This window comes from Pseudenterobacter timonensis, from assembly GCF_900021175.1.
Lineage (GTDB): Bacteria > Pseudomonadota > Gammaproteobacteria > Enterobacterales > Enterobacteriaceae > Enterobacter > Enterobacter timonensis.
Genome location: NZ_FCOP01000010.1, coordinates 118,383 through 137,614 on the forward strand (window position 1 = coordinate 118,383; position 19,232 = coordinate 137,614).

The 19,232-nt window shown below is 58.1% G+C and carries 16 protein-coding genes and 2 pseudogenes; 12 read left to right on the top strand and 6 right to left on the bottom strand.

Annotated elements, in window-relative coordinates:
- Nucleotides 1–57 precede the first annotated feature (57 nt).
- The gene (mrcA, locus tag BN3796_RS02900) at nucleotides 58–2,610 is read right to left on the bottom strand and encodes a peptidoglycan glycosyltransferase/peptidoglycan DD-transpeptidase MrcA (protein WP_061706930.1); all 2,553 of its coding nucleotides are present in this window, start codon (nucleotides 2,608–2,610) and stop codon (nucleotides 58–60) included.
- Nucleotides 2,611–2,729: 119 nt separating this feature from the next.
- Between mrcA and BN3796_RS02905 the strand changes: the two are divergent.
- The 12 genes and pseudogenes from BN3796_RS02905 (at nucleotide 2,730) to trpS (ending at nucleotide 12,725) form a co-directional block, all read left to right on the top strand.
- Nucleotides 2,730–3,512: pseudogene (locus BN3796_RS02905) on the top strand (DNA utilization protein HofM).
- Entirely contained in the window at nucleotides 3,509–4,027 is a 519-nt protein-coding gene (locus BN3796_RS02910; RefSeq protein ID WP_061706931.1) for a PilN domain-containing protein, read from the top strand. The pseudogene BN3796_RS02905 and the gene BN3796_RS02910 overlap by 4 nt, the downstream one beginning before the upstream one ends.
- 6 nt (nucleotides 4,028–4,033) lie before the next feature.
- Nucleotides 4,034–4,477 (top strand): HofO family protein, encoded by a 444-nt coding sequence (locus BN3796_RS02915; RefSeq protein ID WP_061706932.1) that lies wholly within the window; start codon nucleotides 4,034–4,036, stop codon nucleotides 4,475–4,477.
- Complete coding sequence (locus BN3796_RS02920; protein ID WP_061706933.1) at nucleotides 4,467–4,859, top strand: HofP DNA utilization family protein; 393 nt, start codon at nucleotides 4,467–4,469, stop codon at nucleotides 4,857–4,859. The genes BN3796_RS02915 and BN3796_RS02920 overlap by 11 nt, the downstream gene beginning before the upstream one ends.
- Nucleotides 4,768–6,009, top strand: a complete 1,242-nt coding sequence (gene hofQ / locus BN3796_RS02925; RefSeq protein ID WP_061706934.1) for a DNA uptake porin HofQ — start codon at nucleotides 4,768–4,770, stop codon at nucleotides 6,007–6,009. The genes BN3796_RS02920 and hofQ overlap by 92 nt, the downstream gene beginning before the upstream one ends.
- Nucleotides 6,010–6,305: 296 nt before the next feature.
- Nucleotides 6,306–6,827 carry a shikimate kinase AroK gene (gene aroK / locus BN3796_RS02930; RefSeq protein WP_010436374.1) on the top strand — a complete coding sequence of 174 codons (522 nt, stop codon included), beginning with the start codon at nucleotides 6,306–6,308 and terminating at the stop codon, nucleotides 6,825–6,827.
- A gap of 76 nt (nucleotides 6,828–6,903) precedes the next feature.
- Nucleotides 6,904–7,992 (top strand): 3-dehydroquinate synthase, encoded by a 1,089-nt coding sequence (gene aroB / locus BN3796_RS02935; RefSeq protein ID WP_061706935.1) that lies wholly within the window; start codon nucleotides 6,904–6,906, stop codon nucleotides 7,990–7,992.
- An 89-nt stretch (nucleotides 7,993–8,081) separates the two neighbouring features.
- Nucleotides 8,082–9,374 carry a cell division protein DamX gene (damX, locus tag BN3796_RS02940; protein WP_061706936.1) on the top strand — a complete coding sequence of 431 codons (1,293 nt, stop codon included), beginning with the start codon at nucleotides 8,082–8,084 and terminating at the stop codon, nucleotides 9,372–9,374.
- A gap of 67 nt (nucleotides 9,375–9,441) precedes the next feature.
- Nucleotides 9,442–10,254, top strand: a complete 813-nt coding sequence (gene dam / locus BN3796_RS02945; protein ID WP_061706937.1) for an adenine-specific DNA-methyltransferase — start codon at nucleotides 9,442–9,444, stop codon at nucleotides 10,252–10,254.
- 41 nt (nucleotides 10,255–10,295) lie between these two features.
- A complete protein-coding gene (gene rpe, locus BN3796_RS02950) occupies nucleotides 10,296–10,973 on the top strand; it encodes a ribulose-phosphate 3-epimerase (RefSeq protein WP_061706938.1) in 678 nt (225 codons plus the stop codon).
- Nucleotides 10,966–11,728 (top strand): annotated as a pseudogene (gene gph / locus BN3796_RS02955) (phosphoglycolate phosphatase). Before rpe ends, gph begins: the two are co-directional and overlap by 8 nt.
- On the top strand, nucleotides 11,721–12,725 hold the full coding sequence (trpS, locus tag BN3796_RS02960) for a tryptophan--tRNA ligase (protein ID WP_061706940.1): 1,005 nt from the start codon (nucleotides 11,721–11,723) through the stop codon (nucleotides 12,723–12,725). Before gph ends, trpS begins: the two are co-directional and overlap by 8 nt.
- Before the next feature lie 139 nt (nucleotides 12,726–12,864).
- Here trpS and BN3796_RS02965 read toward each other — a convergent pair whose 3' ends face one another.
- The 5 genes from BN3796_RS02965 to tsgA all read right to left on the bottom strand — a co-directional run bounded on the left by BN3796_RS02965 (nucleotide 12,865) and on the right by tsgA (nucleotide 19,009).
- Nucleotides 12,865–13,035, bottom strand: coding sequence for a YhfL family protein (locus tag BN3796_RS02965; RefSeq protein WP_061706941.1), 171 nt, complete (start codon nucleotides 13,033–13,035; stop codon nucleotides 12,865–12,867).
- A 151-nt stretch (nucleotides 13,036–13,186) separates the two neighbouring features.
- The gene (gene cysG, locus BN3796_RS02970) at nucleotides 13,187–14,560 is read right to left on the bottom strand and encodes a siroheme synthase CysG (RefSeq protein WP_061706942.1); all 1,374 of its coding nucleotides are present in this window, start codon (nucleotides 14,558–14,560) and stop codon (nucleotides 13,187–13,189) included.
- Nucleotides 14,561–14,697: 137 nt separating this feature from the next.
- Nucleotides 14,698–15,024 carry a nitrite reductase small subunit NirD gene (gene nirD / locus BN3796_RS02975; protein WP_061706943.1) on the bottom strand — a complete coding sequence of 109 codons (327 nt, stop codon included), beginning with the start codon at nucleotides 15,022–15,024 and terminating at the stop codon, nucleotides 14,698–14,700.
- Complete coding sequence (gene nirB, locus BN3796_RS02980; protein WP_061706944.1) at nucleotides 15,021–17,564, bottom strand: nitrite reductase large subunit NirB; 2,544 nt, start codon at nucleotides 17,562–17,564, stop codon at nucleotides 15,021–15,023. Before nirB ends, nirD begins: the two co-directional genes overlap by 4 nt.
- 260 nt (nucleotides 17,565–17,824) lie before the next feature.
- Nucleotides 17,825–19,009 carry an MFS transporter TsgA gene (gene tsgA / locus BN3796_RS02985; protein ID WP_061706945.1) on the bottom strand — a complete coding sequence of 395 codons (1,185 nt, stop codon included), beginning with the start codon at nucleotides 19,007–19,009 and terminating at the stop codon, nucleotides 17,825–17,827.
- Nucleotides 19,010–19,232: the final 223 nt, after the last annotated feature.

A 19,232-nucleotide genomic window follows, 5' to 3' on the forward strand; every position in this document is an offset into this window, starting at 1 on the left:
GTTTCCCGGGGGCGATATAAAAAAACGGTAACCAGGGTTACCGTTTTTTTTGGCCTGTCAGAACAGCTCGTGCGTTTCGCCGTTGTCGATGAGCGTGGTGCCCACCTCATGCACCGCCCGGGTGGTGGGCTGCGTGCCGTCGATGAAATACTCTTCGCGGCTGTTGCCGCCGTTGGCGAGCTGGCCGGTACTCCTGTCGATATTCACCGTCACGATACCCGGCGGCGGCGTCAGCGGCTGCTCCGGTACCCCTTCCAGCACCGATTTCATATAGGCATCCCAGGCAGGCTGTGCGCTCTTGGCGCCCCCTTCATAGCCGGAAATCTGATCTTTAATCGCGCCGGAGGCGGTGGTGCGCCCCAGATCGCGGCGGTGATCGTCAAAACCTATCCATACGGAGGTCACCACGCCGGGGCCGTAGCCGGAGAACCAGGCATCTTTAGAGCTGTTAGTCGTACCGGTTTTACCGCCGATATCACGACGCTGCAAATCACGACCCGCGCGCCAGCCGGTGCCCTGCCAGCCCGGTTCGCCAAAGATGTTGGTGTTCAGCGCGCTTTTGATCAGGAAGGAGAGCGGCGTGCTGATAACGTGCGGCGCATATTCCGGTGCACCGCTTTGCGCCACCAGCGCCTGGTTCGCCTGTTCAAGCTGCGGCTGTGGTACGGTGGCGTTCTGCTGCTCCCGCGACACCGCTACATCTTCCATATCCTTGTTTTCCAGCACATTTGATTTCGGCGTATCGCCGTAAATCACCGGAATGTTGCACTCCGGGCAGGCAATTTTCGGTTTCGCCTCGAAAATAACGCCACCCTGGTCGTTTTCAATTTTGCTGATGAAATAGGGATCGACCAGGAAACCGCCGTTAGCCATCACCGCGTAGCCGCGGGCGACCTGCAACGGCGTAAAGGAGGCGGAACCCAGCGCCAGCGATTCGGTATGTACGATATTCTGCGCCGGGAAGCCGAAGCGCTGCAGATATTCCGCCGCGTAATCGACCCCCATGGCGCGCATGGCGCGAACCATTACCACGTTTTTGGACTGGCCCAGCCCCTGACGCAGGCGAATAGGGCCGGCATACTGCGGCGGCGAGTTCTTTGGCCGCCAGTCAGAGCCTGCGCCCGCATCCCAGCGGGAGATCGGCACATCGTTCAGGATGCTTGCCAGGGTCAGCCCTTTATCCATCGCCGCCGTGTAGAGGAAAGGCTTGATGTTAGATCCCACCTGACGCAGCGCCTGCGTAGCGCGGTTAAATTTGCTCTGATTGAAGTCAAAGCCGCCCACCAGCGCCATCACCGCGCCATTGTGCGGGTTGATGGAGACCAGCGCGGAGTTAACGTCCGGCACCTGCGCGAGCCACCAGATGTTATCGGCCTGGCGAACCCAGATTTGCTGTCCGGCCTGTACCACGTCGGTCACTTTGCGCGGCGTGGCGCCTTGCTGCGTATCCGAACGATACGGACGCGCCCAGCGAACGCCTTCCATACGCAACGAAACCGATGTTCCGTCCGCCAGCATCGCCGTCGCCTCTTGCGGAGCCGCCTGCGTCACTACCGCCGGCAGCAGCGGGCCGTAGGCGGGCAGCTTCTTCAGCGTGTCGGTAATTTTTTTGCTATCCCACGCGCTTTCGCCTACCCGCCACAGCACCTCGCCCGGGCCGCGGTAGCCGTGGCGCATATCGTAATTCAGCACGTTGTTACGCACCGCCTGCTGGGCAGCCTGCTGCACGTTACGGGTGATGGTGGTGTATACGCGATAGCCATCTTCATAGGCCTGCTCGCCGTAGCGGTTGACCATCTCCTGGCGCACCATCTCCGTCAGATAAGGGGCGGAGAAAGCGATGTTCGGCGCATGGTAGTTAGCGTCAATTGTCTCTGCCCGCGCCTGATCGTACTGCGTCTGGCTGATATAGCCCTCGCTCAGCATGCGCGACAGCACAACGTTACGCCGTGAGGTGGCGCGCTCGAGCGAGTAGAGCGGGTTGAAGGTGGAAGGCGCTTTCGGTAGTCCGGCAATAGTCGCCATTTCGCTCAGGGTCAGCTGATCTACCGGCTTGCCGAAATAGACCTGCGCCGCCGCGCCCACGCCATAGGCGCGGTAGCCGAGATAGATTTTGTTGAGGTAAAGCTCAAGGATTTCGTCTTTGCTCAACAGCTGCTCAATACGAATGGCAAGGAACACTTCCTTGATCTTACGAATCAGCGTTTTTTCAGGGCTAAGAAAGAAGTTACGCGCCAGCTGCTGCGTGATGGTGCTCGCCCCCTGGGAGGCGTGACCGGAGAAAAAGGCCACGCTGGCGGCGCGGAAGATCCCTACCGGATCGACGCCGTGGTGTTCATAAAAACGGCTGTCCTCAGTAGCGATAAAGGCTTTCACCATAACCGGGGGGATCTGGTTCAGCGTCAGCGGGATACGGCGCTTCTCGCCGTACTGAGCCATCAGCTCGCCGTCGGCGCTGTAAATCTGCATCGGGATCTGGAGACGCACATCACGAAGGGTGGCAACATCAGGCAGCTGCGGCTCAATAAATTTGTATAAACCAAAAACCGTGCCTGCTCCCAGCAGAATGCAACAGACTGCAAGGATTAATAAATACTTTACGAACTTCACAGAAGGTTTCCCATTTAGTTTTACCTGGGCAGTTTCTAAACAATCGCGCGGTAGTATAAAGGCAAGCCTGATTCATTGATATAGCCGTCACCTGATGGCAGATAAGGAGATCGTGAAGAATGGCGTTTAAAACATGGCGAACAGGCGTTCATATTCAACAGGATAAGATTGTGGCCGTCTCGCTGACGCGTGAGAAAGTGGCCTGGCGTCTGCGCCGCTGGTGGCAGTTTCCGCTGGAGGCGCAGAACGGGCCTGACGGGGAGCTTATTCAGTCGGAACAGCTGGCTGGCCTCTTATCCGCCTGGAGCAAGGCGCTGCCTCTCCAGCACCGGGTCGCGCTGGCCTTTCCGGCGGTACGCACCCTGCAAAAAGCGCTGCCTTCTCCGGCGGTGGCGCTGCGCGACAGCGAAAGCGCCGCGTGGATCGTCTCCGCCATTTCGCGCGAGCTGGAGATGCCCCCGGAGGCGCTCTGCTTCGACTATACCCAGGATACCTTCAGCCGCGCTTTTCACGTGACAGCGGCGCAAAACCGGGATGTGGCGTCCCTGCTGGCGCTGGCGAAACGGCTTAAGCTGCGGCTGGCCGCTATTACCCCGGACGCCGCGGCGCTGGCGAATCTGCTCCCTTTTTTACCCTCTTCTTTCTGCTGCGTTGCCTGGCGCGATGAGGCGCAATGGCTGTGGGCCATGCGCCACCAGTGGGGACGCAAAGCGGCCAGCGAGGCGGCAAGCGTGGCGGATTTCGCCGCTCTGCTGGCGATATCGCCCCAGGAGGTGGCGCTCTTTCACCCTGACGGGTTCGATCCTTTTACCGTTATCGCCTGAAATCAGCCGCCGTTGCCCGCCCACAGGGCCGATTTTACGGTGGCGCTCGCGCTGGCCCTCGGGGAGAGTACCGCATGAGAAACGTCAATCTTCTGCCGTGGCGCCAGCGGCAACGGCAGCGCACCATCCGCTTCTGGAGCCTGCTTTTTGCTGGCGTCTTCCTGTTGGCGCTGGCGATTGCGCTGAGCCTGCGTATGGAGGAGCAGTGGCGCCAGCAAAGCCTGCAAGCGCGGCTGAGCAGCGACCGGATAATGCAGAGCGAGCTGGAGCGGCGTCACGCGCAGTGGCGGGAGCTTAACGCGCGCTACCAGCAGGGGCAGCAGGCGCTTGCCGGACGGGAGAAGACCGCCGCCTGGCAGAGAACGCTGCTGGCGCTGGCGCAGGCGATACCGCCGCAGGCCTGGCTAACCGAACTGCGCTTTCATCACCCCCGCCTCATTGTGAACGGCTATGCCACCACGCTTTCGGCGCTGACCGCGTTTTCGCAGGCGCTCGGGCGGCTGTCGGGCTTCACTCCGGGCCCTGCGGGAGAGCTGCGGCAGGATGACCAGGGCCGGTGGCGCTTTAGCTTTACCCTTCAGCAGAAGGAGTAGCAGGGGATGCGGGGATATGCGTGGTGCGAGCTGCACGGGCCTGTGCGGCTGCTCGTCTGGGCGATCGCGTCGGCGCTAATCGGGCTGCTGCTTTTTCTGACGCTGGTACGCCCGGTATGGCTTGAGGTAAGGCGGATGCGGGAGGAGATCGTGCGCCTGGAAGCACGCATCGGGCCGCTCAGGACAACGTTGTGTCAGCGCAAAGCGGTACCGGTTATCGCGCCGCCGGAGCCGTTTTCACCGCTCGCTTTTAACGCCTGCGGCGCGCAGCTGGTGCGCTGGACGCCAGGCGCAGGCGGCGGCGAGCTGGTGCTGACGGCGGAGTGGAGAGTGATACCCGCACTCTTTCCCGCCCTGGCGCAGCATGGCGTGCGGGTCAGCGCATTTTCGGTTACGCCGGATCACCCCACCCGCAGAGTATTACAGATGGAGATCGGGGATGCGAAGTGAACGACGCTGCCTGCTGGTCTGCCTGCTTCTGCTGCTAACCGGCATGCGCGATCCCTTCCGGCCGCCGGACGATCGCTGCGGTAGCGCAGAATTAACGCGCTGGCGCTATCGCGGGTTCGTGGCGGAGGTGGGGTTAATGTACGACGGGAAGCAGAGCTGGTATCGCGTCCGGCAGGGGGAAGCGCTCGCCGGATGGCGGGTGGTCAGCCTGGATAAAAATGCGCTGGTGGTTGAGATCGGGAAAGGATGTGAGCCCGCGCAGTGGCGCTGGCAGCGAGAGGGAGAAGGAAATGAAAAGAGCAGGGATAACCGTTCTGCTGCTGATCGCCTGCGCGATGAGCCGGGCAGCCGTACCAAAACCGGTCACGCTGGCGGTGGATGAGGTGCCTGTCGCGCAGGTGTTGCAATCGCTGGCGGGGCTGGAAAAGCGCAATCTTATTGTCGCCCCTGAGGTGAGCGGCACGCTCTCTTTACAGCTGACGCAGGTGCCCTGGCGGGAGGCGATGCAGATTGTGGCGAACAGTGCCGGGCTGGTTCTGCGCGAAGAGAAGGGGATATTTTACGTGCAGACCGCCGCCTGGCAGCGGGAACAGCAGGCGCGCAGGGAAGAGGAGCAGGCGAGACGGGCGCAGAACATACCGCTGGCGTCGCGCAGCTTCTCTCTGGCCTGGGCTGACGCGAGCGATTTGCAAAAACCTGCAGAGAAATGGCTGACTCCTCGCGGCAGCCTGTCGGTGGATAAACGTACCAACCGGCTGCTGGTACGCGATACCCCCGCCGCGCTGACAACGATCCAGCGCTGGGTTGAGGAGATGGATCTGCCCGTGGCGCAGGTGGAGCTGGCGGCGCATATTGTCACCATCACTGAAAAGAGCCTGCGCGAACTGGGAGTGAAGTGGAATCTGGCGGAGGCGCAGGGAACGGGGGCGCCGGGGCAGGTGACCACGCTTGGCAGCGATCTGTCGGTTGCTAATGGTACCACGCGTGTCGGCTTTAATATCGGGCGCATCGACGGCAGGCTGCTGGATCTGGAGCTCTCTGCGCTGGAGCAAAAGCAGCAGGTGGATATTATCGCCAGCCCGCGGCTTCTCGCCTCCCATATGCAGCCAGCCAGTATTAAGCAGGGTAGCGAAATCCCCTACCAGGTCTCCAGCGGAGAAAGCGGGGCGACCTCGGTGGAATTTAAAGAGGCGGTGCTGGGGATGGAGGTGACGCCGGTCGTTCTGGCAAATGGGCGGGTGCGGCTCAAGCTGCATATCAGCGAAAATATGCCCGGACAGGTGCTTAAACAGGCGGATGGCGAAACGCTGGCGATCGATAAACAGGAAATAGAGACGCAGGTGGAGGTAAAAAGCGGCGAGACGCTGGCGCTCGGCGGCATTTTTTCCCAGAAAAATAAAAGCGGCAGCGACAGCGTGCCGGGACTGGCAAATATTCCCTGGCTTGGGCAGCTTTTTCGTCACGACGCTAAAGATAAAGAACGCCGGGAGCTGGTGGTCTTTATTACCCCCCGTCTGGTGGGGCTTCCTTAACGGGTAACGATCCCGCAAGGATTTTGCGTTCAGTTTGTTGCAGATGTTTGACGTGGGGCATGAATTAGCATACAAGGAGTACCGATTTGAGCGTCAGCTTTCCCGGTCTCTCCACTTGTTGATTTAAGCGTCTGATGCGGTGATTTAATCAGTTGCCAAACAAGCCGGACTACTGAGATAATTTTTAGTCTGACTCTCGCACTATCGCATATGAGGTTTCAGTTCATGTCCTGCTACGCCGGAAATCTGCGCGTCGGGGCTTATCATCAACGAATAGTCTTAGTAGTACCGAAAAAATGGCAGAGAAACGCAATATCTTTCTGGTTGGGCCTATGGGTGCCGGCAAAAGCACTATTGGGCGTCAGTTAGCTCAACAACTCAATATGGAATTTTACGATTCTGATCAAGAGATTGAGAAACGAACCGGAGCTGATGTGGGCTGGGTCTTCGATGTAGAAGGCGAAGAAGGTTTCCGTGACCGAGAAGAAAAAGTGATCAACGAACTCACGGAAAAGCAGGGCATCGTACTGGCGACTGGCGGTGGTTCTGTTAAATCTCGCGAAACCCGTAACCGTCTCTCCGCCCGTGGTGTCGTGGTCTATCTTGAAACGACCATCGAAAAGCAGCTTGCACGCACGCAGCGTGATAAAAAACGCCCGCTGCTTCAGGTTGAAACACCACCACGTGAAGTTCTGGAAGCACTGGCCGGTGAACGCAATCCGCTCTACGAAGAGATCGCTGATGTGACGATTCGTACGGACGATCAAAGCGCTAAAGTGGTTGCAAACCAGATTATTCATATGCTGGAAAGCAACTGACGCTGGCTTTAAATACACTCGCCCGCGGGTAAGAGCCTGATGGGCCAGGCGAAGCAATTAAGGTGGATGTCGCGCTATGGAGAGGATCACAGTTACCCTTGGGGAACGGAGTTACCCCATCACCATTGCGGCTGGTTTGTTTAACGATCCAGCTTCCTTCTTACCCCTCAAAGCGGGCGACCAGGCAATGCTGGTCACCAATGAAACGCTGGCTCCGCTCTATCTCGACAAGGTGCGTCAGCAGCTTGAGCAGGCGGGGGTAAAAGTGGATAGCGTGATCCTGCCCGACGGTGAGCAATACAAAAGCCTGACGGTACTTGATACGGTGTTTACCGCATTGCTGCAAAAACCGCACGGTCGCGATACGACGTTACTTGCCCTGGGCGGCGGCGTAGTGGGCGATCTGACCGGTTTTGCGGCGGCAAGCTACCAGCGCGGCGTACGTTTTATTCAGCTCCCGACGACGCTGCTCTCGCAGGTCGACTCCTCCGTTGGCGGCAAAACCGCCGTCAATCATCCGCTTGGCAAAAATATGATCGGCGCGTTCTACCAGCCAGCTTCGGTGGTGGTTGACCTCGACTGTCTGAAAACCTTGCCCCGGCGCGAGCTCGCCTCTGGCCTGGCGGAAGTGATCAAGTACGGCGTAATTCTCGACGGCGAGTTTTTCAGCTGGCTGGAAGAGAATATAGATGCCCTGCTGCGGCTGGACGGCAAAGCGCTGGCCTGGTGTATTCGTCGCTGCTGTGAACTGAAGGCGGAAGTCGTTGCTGCCGACGAGCGGGAAACGGGCTTACGTGCTTTACTCAATCTTGGCCATACCTTTGGTCACGCGATTGAAGCGGAGATGGGCTACGGCAACTGGCTGCATGGCGAAGCGGTGGCGGCGGGGATGGTGATGGCCGCCCGCACCTCTGAACGTCTTGGACAGTTTACGCCGGCAGAGACGCAACGCATTATTGCGCTGCTGACGCGTGCGGGATTACCGGTAACCGGGCCGCGCGAAATGTCGGCTCAGGCCTATTTACCGCACATGATGCGTGATAAAAAAGTACTGGCCGGTGAGATGCGCCTTGTGCTTCCGCTGGCAATAGGGAAAAGTGAAGTACGCGGCAGAGTGTCGCATGATGTAGTACTCGGCGCCATTGCTGACTGCCAGCAGGCGTAAAAATTAGAAAGGTCAGGCTGCCGTAAGGCGGCTATTTAGCTTCAGGTGACATGCATGTGGTTGGCATGAACCGTTGAGTGGGGTGTTAAATGGATGAATTTAAACCAGAAGACGAGCTGAAACCCGATCCCAGCGATCGTCGTACTGGTCGCTCTCGTCAATCTTCCGATCGTGATAACGAGCCGCAAATCAATTTTGATGACGTTGAGTTAGACACTGAGGACCGCCGTCCCGCGCGTGGCCGTACCGTGCGTGATGAACAGGATGAAGAAGAGTTTGAATCCGATGAGGATTCAGTGGAGGAAGCGCCGGTTGAGCGTCGTCCACGCAAGCGTAAAAAAGCGGTGGCGAAAAAGCCCGCCTCCCGCCAGTACATCATGATGGGGCTGGGCGTTTTTGTGCTGCTGCTGCTGATTATCGGCATCGGCTCTGCGCTGAAAGCGCCGTCAACCTCTTCCGGGTCGTCCGCCTCGGGCGAGAAGAGCATTTCGCTCTCTAATGATGCCGCTAATCAGGCGAATGGCACCCAGCCGGCGCCGGGCACCACCTCCGCCGAGCAGACCGCGGGCAATACCGCGCAGGATGTTTCTCTGCCGCCGGTCGCCTCTACGCCGACGCAGGGCCAGGCGCCAGTCGCGCCGCAGGGTCAGCAGCGCGTAGAAGTGCAGGGCGATTTGAACAATGCCCTGACGCAGCCGCAGAGCCAGGAGCAGATGAATAACGTGGCGATCAACTCCACGCTGCCGACTGAACCGGCGACCGTTGCGCCCGTGCGTGGCGGTAACGCGCCGCAAGCCGCAGCGACAGAGACGAAGCCGCACCATACGCAGCCCGCCTCTCGTCCTGAGCGCAAACAGGCGGTGATTGAGCCGAAACGCGAAACGAAACCGCAGCCTGTTGCGAAAGCGCCGGAAGCGAAACCCGTTTCCCAGCCGAAGCGTACTGAAACGGCAACGACCAGTACCCCTGTGAAAGCGCCTGCCACCACGACGACCGCGCCGAAACCGGCGGCTACAGCGGCGGCTCCTGCGCCTGCGAAAACGCAGACGCCAGCCGCAACTGCCTCTACAACAAGCGCGGCGGCGGGTAAAACCACCGGCAACGTGGGAGCGTTAACGTCGGCCTCTTCGAACAACTATACGTTGCAGTTGAGCAGCTCATCTAACTATGACAACCTGAACAACTGGGCGAAGAAATCGAACCTGAAAAACTTCGTGGTCTACCAGACGACCCGTAACGGTCAGCCGTGGTATGTGCTGGTGAGCGGCGTGTATGGCTCCAAAGAGGAGGCAAAACGCGCGGTTGCTACGCTGCCCGCCGACGTTCAGGCGAAAAACCCATGGGCGAAACCGATTCATCAGGTTCAGGCCGATCTGAAGTAATGTATAAAGCGCAGGATGCTGTCGGAGCTTTCTCCACAGCCGGAGAAGGTGTAATCAGTTAGTCAGCATGAAAAAAAATCGCGCTTTTCTGAAATGGGCAGGGGGGAAGTACCCCCTGCTCGATGATATTAAAAAGCACCTGCCGGAAGGCGAGTGTCTTATCGAGCCCTTTGTCGGGGCCGGGTCTGTGTTCCTGAACACGGACTTTTCTCGCTACATCCTTGCGGATATTAACAGCGATCTGATTGGCCTGTATAACATCGTGAAGCTGCGTACCGACGAGTATGTCGAAGAGGCACGCAAACTTTTTACGCCGGAAAACAACCAACCAGACGTTTACTACGCGCTGCGCGCAGAGTTTAATCAGAGCGATGACCCGTTTCGCCGGGCGCTGCTATTCCTCTATTTGAACCGTCACGGATATAACGGCCTGTGCCGATACAATCTGCGCGGTGAATTTAATGTGCCTTTCGGGCGCTATAAGCGGCCCTATTTCCCGCAGGCGGAGCTGTATCACTTTGCTAAGAAAGCGCAGAACGCTGAGTTTTATTGCCTCTCTTATGAAGCGTGTATGGATCTCGCTGAAGGAAATTCGGTGGTCTACTGCGATCCGCCCTATGCACCCCTTTCCGCGACGGCGAACTTCACCGCTTACCATACAAACAGTTTTAGCCCGAAAGAGCAGGCCCGGCTGGCTGAGATGGCGGAAAAGCTGGTCAGTAAGCAAATACCGGTGTTAATTTCGAACCATGACACGCCTGATACGCGCGAGTGGTATAAAGCCGCCACGCATTTTCAGGTAAAAGTGCGTCGCAGCATCAGCAGCAATGGCGGTACGCGTAAAAAGGTGGACGAGCTGCTGGCGCTCTATCGCCCCTGAGCCGTTTCGCCCGCCGCTAAACATAATTCAAGGAGATGCGGATGAAACAGTTTTTGATTGCCCCTTCGATTCTCTCAGCCGATTTTGCGCGTCTGGGAGAAGATACCGCCAGCGCCCTGGCGGCGGGTGCGGATGTGGTTCATTTCGACGTAATGGATAACCACTATGTTCCCAACCTGACCATCGGCCCGATGGTGCTCAAGGCGTTGCGCGGCTACGGCATTACCGCCCCGATTGATGTCCATCTTATGGTGAAGCCTGTCGATCGCATTGTTCCCGACTTTGCCGCGGCTGGCGCCAGCATTATCACTTTCCATCCTGAAGCGTCTGAACATGTCGACCGCACTCTGCAGCTGATCAAAGAGCATGGCTGTAAGGCGGGGCTGGTCTTTAACCCGGCGACGCCGCTTACCTGGCTCGACCACGTGATGGATAAGCTCGATGTGATCCTGCTGATGTCGGTTAACCCGGGCTTTGGCGGTCAGTCCTTTATTCCCCACACGCTGGATAAACTGCGCGAAGTGCGCCGCCGGATTGATGAGTCTGGCTACGATATTCGCCTGGAAGTGGATGGCGGCGTGAAGGTGAGCAATATTGGCGAAATTGCGGCGGCGGGAGCCGATATGTTTGTGGCAGGCTCGGCGATTTTCGACCAGCCGGATTACAAGAAAGTAATTGATGAAATGCGCAGTGAACTGGCAAAGGTAAGTCATGGATAAAATGCAGGCAATTCGGGGTGTGGCGTTTGACCTCGACGGCACGCTGGTGGATAGCGCGCCGGGTTTAACCAGCGCCGTGGACCAGGCACTCTATGCGCTGGAGCTGCCGGTGGCGGGTGAAGAACGCGTTATTACCTGGATCGGCAACGGCGCGGATGTGCTGATGGAGCGCGCGCTGACCTGGGCGCGTCAGGAGCGCGCGGTACAGCGCGCGGCGCAGGGTAAGCCCAGCGTCGATCATGCGGATATTCCCCAGGCGGAGCAGCTGCGTATCCTGCGTAAACTGTTCGATCGCTTTTATGCCGACACCGTGGAGGAGGGCAGCTTCCTCTTTCCGGACGTGGCCGAGACGCTGAGCGCTCTGCACGCCCACGGCCTGCCGCTGGGGCTGGTGACCAACAAGCCGACCCCGTTTGTTGCTCCGCTGCTGGAGGCGCTGGGTATCGCGCACTATTTCACCGCCATTGTCGGCGGCGATGATGTCGAAAACAAAAAGCCGCACCCGGAGCCGATCCTGCTGGTGGCAGGAAAATTATCCTTAACGCCGGACCAGCTGCTCTTTGTCGGGGATTCCCGCAATGATATTCTGGCGGCGAAGGCGGCGGGGAGCCTCTGCGTCGGCCTGACCTATGGCTACAACTACGGTGAAGCCATTACGCTGAGCGAGCCGGACGTGGTGTTCGATCGCTTCAAAGATCTCTTGCCCGCTCTCGGGCTTCCGTACAGTGAAACATCAGGAATTGAAAAATGACTAAGCCCATCGTATTTAGCGGCGCACAGCCCTCAGGTGAACTGACCATTGGCAACTACATGGGTGCGCTGCGTCAGTGGGTGAACATGCAGGATGATTATCACTGTATCTACTGCATCGTTGACCAGCATGCCATCACCGTGCGCCAGGATCCGCAGCAGCTGCGTAAAGCGACGCTGGATACCCTGGCGCTCTACCTGGCCTGCGGTATCGATCCTGAGAAAAGCACCATTTTCGTTCAGTCTCACGTGCCGGAGCACGCGCAGCTGGGCTGGGCGCTGAACTGCTACACCTATTTCGGCGAGCTGAGCCGCATGACCCAGTTCAAGGACAAGTCGGCGCGCTACGCGGAAAACATTAACGCCGGGCTGTTTGACTATCCGGTGCTGATGGCCGCCGATATCCTGCTCTACCAGACCAACCTGGTGCCGGTGGGGGAAGATCAGAAGCAGCATCTGGAGCTGAGCCGCGATGTCGCCCAGCGCTTTAACGCCATCTACGGCGACATCTTCAAGGTGCCGGAGCCGTTTATCCCGAAATCGGGCGCGCGCGTGATGTCTCTGCTGGAGCCGACCAAAAAGATGTCCAAGTCTGACGATAATCGCAACAACGTTATCGGCCTTCTGGAAGATCCGAAGTCGGTGGTGAAAAAAATCAAACGTGCGGTGACTGACTCCGAAGAGCCGCCGGTTGTGCGTTACGACGTGAAAGAGAAGGCGGGCGTCTCTAACCTGCTGGATATTCTCTCGGCGGTGACGGGTCAGCCGATCCCGGAGCTGGAGCAGCACTTCGAAGGCAAGATGTATGGCCATCTGAAGGGCGAAGTAGCGGACGCGGTATCCGGCATGCTGACCGAGCTGCAGGAGCGTTATCACCGTTACCGCAATGATGAAGCCTTCCTGCAGAAGGTAATGAAAGAAGGCGCGGAAAAAGCGAGCGCGCGCGCCTCTGAAACGCTGAAAGCGGTCTACGAAGCGATTGGGTTTGTAAGTAAACCTTAAGCCTGTTTTGCCGGGTGGGCTGATGCTTACCCGGCTTATGGGACCGACGGCGAAGCCGCAGGTAAAAGCAAAACGTTTATCGTGCCGCCCAAATAAAAAAACCGGGAATTTCCCGGTTTTTTTATGTCCGCATAAAGGCTTACTGTTGCGCCGCCGGGCCGCAACCGCCGATGATCTTGGAAATAGAGATCGCCGGGTGCAGCAGGTAATCGTAGCTGCAGTTATTCTTAGTGTTCTGAACGTGACCTGTGCAGGCGGTGAGGGTGGATAACATGCCCACGACAAGCGCGGCCTTTGCCAGTTTAAACATACCTATTCCTTGTATTCAAAAATATTCATACAGATAACGAGGGGAAAAAATGGAAAGATCCATTTATCGGGCGGTATGTTATCGACAGCAGGGGGACGGGAGTAGTCCATGTCCGGACTACTCCTTTAACGCGAAGTATGTACAGGCATTACTAATGGTTTGAAAACCAGTTTAACTTCTCGCGCAGGGCGACCACGTGACCCACGATGATGAGCGCGGGGCTTTCAACCTGCTGCGCCAGTTCGGCCAGCCGGGTGAGCTCGCCATCCACCACGCGTTGTTTAATGGACGTGCCGTTCTCGACCAGCGCCACCGGCATGGAGGGCGCCATACCGTGCTCCAGCAGCTTCGCCTGAATAGTCGCCGCCTGGTTAAGCCCCATATAAAAGACCAGCGTCTGCTTTTCCGCGGCCAGGTTATGCCAATCCAGCTCGCTGCCGGTTTTGAGATGCCCGGTAACGAGACGCACACTCTGCGCGTAGTCGCGGTGGGTAAGGGGAATGCCCGCGTAGGCGGAACAGCCCGATGCTGCGGTGATGCCCGGCACCACCGAGAAGGGGATACCCGCGTTGCAGAGCGTCTCCAGCTCCTCGCCGCCGCGGCCAAAGATAAAGGGATCGCCACCTTTGAGGCGCACTACGCGTTTGCCCTTTTGCGCTTCCCGCAGCAGGATCTGGTTAATCTCCTCCTGCGGCACGCAGTGGTAACCCGCTCGTTTGCCGACGAAAACACGGTCTGCGTCGCGACGCACCAGATTCATGATCTCGTCGGAGACCAGCCGGTCGTAAACCACAATATCCGCCTGCTGGATCTGCTGAAGCCCTTTTAAGGTCAGCAGCCCCGCATCGCCCGGGCCAGCCCCCACCAGCACCACTTCGCCGCGATGATCGAGCGGTTCGCGGAACAGCTGCTCGGTGGTCTCTTCCACCGCCTGCGTGTCCTGATTTGCCAGCGACTGCGCCAGACGATCATTGACGAAGAACTTCTCCCAGAAACGGCGGCGCTCGCCTGTGGTGGCAAACTGCTTCTTCACCCGGGCGCGCAGGCGGCCCGCGTAGTGCGCTACCTGGCCCAGATGCTGTGGCAGGAGCGACTCCAGTTTTTCGCGCAGCAGGCGTGCCAGTACCGGAGACGTGCCGCCGGAGGAGACCGCCACCATCAGCGGAGAGCGATCGATAATCGATGGCATGATAAAGCTCGCCGCTTTCGGCGCATCCACCACGTTGCAGAAAATCCGGCGGGATTCACAGGCCGCGCTGACCTGCTGGTTCACCGCATCGTTGTCCGTCGCGGCGATGGTCAGCCAGCAGGTATCGAGCAGGGATTCGTTAAATTCGCCCGGGGAAAGCGTCACCATCCCTTGTTCCGCCCAGACGATAAACTGCGGGGCAAAGTCGAGGGCGTTAACCGTCAGACGGGCGCCCGCCTCCAGCAGCAGACGCGCCTTGCGCTCGGCCACATCTCCGCCGCCGACCAGCAGGCAGTCGCGGTTGCGTAATTGACAGAATATCGGCAGATGGTCCACGACATTACCTCACAGCATAAACGGGGAAAGGGAGGGGGAATGGGTGCAAGGATAACAGCAGGAATCACCCGAAACATACGGTTTTTCCTGCTGTTACCTATAAGGGGTCATAAGCCTTTCTTATTCAGCGGTCAGGCTTAAGCGCGTAGCTGGACAACTCCCTCGACGACGCGGGCGTCATAGTGCTTCACGGAGTGGCTCTCTTCTTCCATGCACAGGCCGTCGCTCAGACGAAAGCGCTGTTTTTTCAGCGGGCTGGCAACCCACAGCTCACCCTCATGCTCGGCGATGATGCCGCGGGAGAGCACGCTGGCCTCGAAGAAGGGATCGATATTGCTGATAGCGAAGACCTGCTCATCGTGACGCGGGCGGAAGATCGCCACCTGCTCGCCGTTCAGCAGGGCGCAAACGCCGGTTTCGGGCAGGATATCGTTAATCTTGCAGATGTTGACCCACTGGCTCATGCGTTTTCCTCCACCAGAGTTACCGGAATGCGTTCATACGGCGTGGCCGGACGATGCTGCTCGCGCTCAGGCACTACCTGCACGTTCGGGTCGCGACGATCGCTGTTGATAAAGTGTCTGAAGCGGGTCTGCGCCGCCGGCGTATTGACGGTTTCGGTCCACTCGCACACCACCGCGGCGCGCAGGCGTGCCATCTCGGATTCCAGCTGTTCGTTAAGGCCCAGCTTATCGTCGATGATGACCGATTTGAGGTAGTCGATACCCCCTTCGAGATTATCCAGCCACGGGGCGGTACGGGTCAGCTTATCGGCGGTGCGGATATAGAACATCATAAAGCGGTCGAGATACTTAATCAGCGTCTCGCGGTCGAGATCCGCCGCCAGCAGATCCGCGTGGCGCGGTTTCATGCCGCCGTTGCCGCAGACATAGAGGTTCCACCCTTTTTCGGTAGCGATAATCCCCACATCTTTGCCCTGCGCTTCCGCACATTCACGGGTGCAGCCTGACACGCCGAACTTCATTTTGTGCGGCGTACGGATGCCTTTGTAGCGGTTTTCCAGCTCAACGCCGAAGCCCACGCTGTCGCCCACGCCGTAGCGGCACCAGGTGCTGCCGACGCAGGTCTTCGCCATACGCAGCGCTTTGGCATAGGCGTGACCGGTTTCGAAGCCCGCTTCGATAAGCTGGCGCCAGATTTCCGGCAGATCGTCTTTTTGCGCACCGAACAGGCCGATGCGCTGGGAGCCGGTGATTTTAGTGTAGAGGTTAAACTCACGGGCGATGCGGCCAACCGCCACCAGCCCTTCCGGGGTGATTTCGCCGCCCGCGGAGCGCGGGATCACCGAGTAGGTGCCATCTTTCTGGATGTTCGCCAGGAAGTTGTCGTTGGTATCCTGCAGCGGCGTGTGCTGCGGCTTGAGAATATACTCATTCCAGCAGGAGGCCAGCAGGGAGCCGACGGTCGGTTTACAGACTTCACAGCCGTAGCCCTGACCGTGCTTTTTCAGCAGTTCGTCGAAGGTTTTGATCCCTTCCACGCGGATCAGGTGGTACAGCTCCTGGCGCGAATAAGAGAAGTGCTCGCAGAGGTTGTTATTGACCTCGATGCCCTGTTTCGCCAGCTCGGCGTTCAGCACCTGAGTGACCAGCGGGATACAGCCGCCACAACCGGTACCGGCTTTAGTTTCGGCCTTCAGCGCCGCCACGGTATGGCAGCCTTTGTTGATAGCGGCGATAAGGTCGCCTTTGCTTACGTCGAAGCAGGAGCAGATCTGCGCGCTGTCCGGCAGTTTATCCACCCCGATAGAAGGCTTACCGCCTGCGGCATGCGCCGGCAGGATCAGCGAGTCCGGGTTTTCCGGCAGTTCGATGGCGTTAAGCACCAGCTGCAGCAGGTTGCCGAAGTCGCTTGTGTCGCCCACCAGCACCGCGCCGAGCAGGGTTTTGTTATCCTGGCTGACGATCAGGCGCTTATAGACCTCTTTACTCTCATCAAGATAGACGTAGCTGCGTGCGCCCGGCGTACGGCCATGGGCATCCCCGATGCCGCCGACATCCACGCCCAGCAGCTTGAGCTTGGCGCTCATGTCCGCCCCTTCAAAGGCGTTAACGTTGCCGAGAATGTGGTCGACCGCCACCTGCGCCATTTTATAGCCCGGCGCGACCAGGCCATAAACGCGGTTGTTCCAGCTGGCGCATTCCCCGATGGCGTAGATGTCCGGGTCAGAGGTCTGGCAGGTGTCGTTAATCATGATGCCGCCGCGCTGGGCTACGGCCAGGCCACACTGGGTAGCGAGTTTGTCGCGCGGGCGAATACCGGTAGAAAAGACGATGAAGTCCACTTCCAGCTCGCTGCCGTCGGCAAAGCGCATGGTTTTACGCGCTTCGGTGCCTTCCTGCACAATCTCTTTGGTGTTTTTGCTGGTGTGAACCTTCACACCCATGCTTTCAATTTTGCGCTTGAGCTGGTCGCCGCCCATATGGTCAAGCTGCTCGGCCATCAGCATCGGGGCAAATTCGATGACATGCGTTTCGACACCGAGGTTTTTCAGCGCGCCAGCCGCTTCCAGACCCAGCAGGCCACCGCCCACCACCGCGCCGCGTTTGCTTCGACGGGCGCAGGATTCGATAGCGTTGAGATCTTCAATGGTGCGGTAAACGAAGCAATCCTGCGTTTCCGAGCCTTTAATCGGCGGGATCCACGGATAAGAGCCAGTCGCCATGATCAGCTTGTCGTAAAAAACCGTACGCCCGGCGCTGGAGTGGATCACTTTTTCCTGACGGTTGATGGTGATGGCGCGTTCGCCCACCAGCACTTTCACGCCATGCTTCTCGTAAAACCCTTCGCGCACCAGAGAGAGCTCTTCGGCGGTGTGATGAGAGAAGTAGGAGGAGAGATGCACGCGATCGTACGCCTTGCGGGGTTCTTCACAGAACACGGTAATGTCAAACTGAGCGGCGTCGGCTTTATCAAGAAGATCCTCAATAAAGCGATGGCCGACCATGCCGTTACCGATGATAGCGAGTCTGACTTTGCTCATTTTTGCCTCGATTTCTTTTCTATTACTGCCTACCTTAACGATTCAGCAGGGGCACTTATTGATGCAAATCAAATACGCCTTAACCTACCACTTAGTGGGTATATCTATGATTTGTCAGGATTTTTATAAGTAGCGGATATTGCTCGTTTTTTGCTCTCGATCGATTTTTGAACAAAAATGGCGCAAATTTTGGTAAGGAGAAATCAGGGCGGGAAAAAGCGAGAAGCGCCCCTTTGCAGCGTGCAAAAGGGCGCAGAAGATTAGTGCTGAGATGCCGCTGCGCCGTGCTGGCGGTGACGGGTCACAAAGCCCAGGATAAAGCACATCACAAATACCACCGCATATAAACCGTTAGCGGTATGCAGGGCGGCAATCGGGCCGCTATGGGCCACTATCGGGCCGGTGACCACAAAGGTCAGCATGGTACCGATGGTACCGCAGGTGAGCACGAAGTTAACCAGCTTCGGCGAAGCCACTTTGGTTTGCAGCGAGCCGAGGGTGATGATGGAGGTATAAATCGCGCTGGAGAAAAAGCCGAGCGTCAGGATGAACCACGGCATATGTTCCGGCGAACCATTGATGAAGAGATACATCAGGACAGTAGCCAGGCCCGCCAGAACGGTGAGGATACGCTGCAGGTCGAAGAAGCGCAGGATAAAGCTGAACGCCCACATGCCGAACATGTAAGACATCCAGAAATCGCTCACCAGCTTGCCCGCGTCATTCAGGCTCATGCCCAGCCCTTTGGCATATTCCGGCACCCAGGAGATAAAACCGAGCTGGCCGAGGATATAGCAGAGCGCCGCCACGGAAAGGAACAGCACGCCGATGCCCCACTTCTCTTTTACCACCGGCTCCGCGGACGGCTGTGCTTTTTTGCCGAGCACCGGAAATTCGCAGCCGAAGGTGAGAACAAAAATAGCGACATAAACCAGGCCGATACAGGCGTAGACCCAGTACCACTCAATGCTGCGCGCCAGCAGATAAGCGGCAACCATCGGGAAGATCATCCCGGCCATACTGAAGAAGGAGTCGGTAAAGAGCAGGCGCGCGCCGCGCTGACGGCCTTCATACATATGGGTAATGAGGAATGTCCCGATGGACATGGTGATCCCGCTGACCAGCCCCAGTACAAACATGGCGGCGGAGAAGAGGGCGATGCTGTGGCTTAACATCAGCCCCGCAACGGCGGCGATCATCAGTACAAAGCCGAAACGCAGCTGCGTTTTCAGCGGCACGATCTCCATCAGCCAGGCGTTGAGGAAGATGGAGATAAGGATACCCGCGTTCAGAAAGGTAAAGGTGTTACTCATGCTGGAAACGGGGAGCTGGAAATAGTCTGCGATATTTCCCATCACCATCCCGGTGACAATTACCAGTGCGCCGGTGAGGGCGTAGGAGAAAAAGCTGATCCATGTGAGCTTGATACGATTGCTGTTAGTCATGTCTGGCCTGTTGATCCACCCGTTACCGGCTGCCTGGCAGAGGCGTTATACCTTGCGCACAGGCGGTTTCGGGCTAAAAAAAGAAAAGCGCAAAGGTTGCGCTCGGGCGGGCAGATTCTAGCCATGAAAGTGATCCATTCATATCTTTTAAAGGAATATTGCTTTCTATTGCACTTTTTTATGTGATCTGAGTCACGCTATGGAGGAGGTGAACTAATCGTTT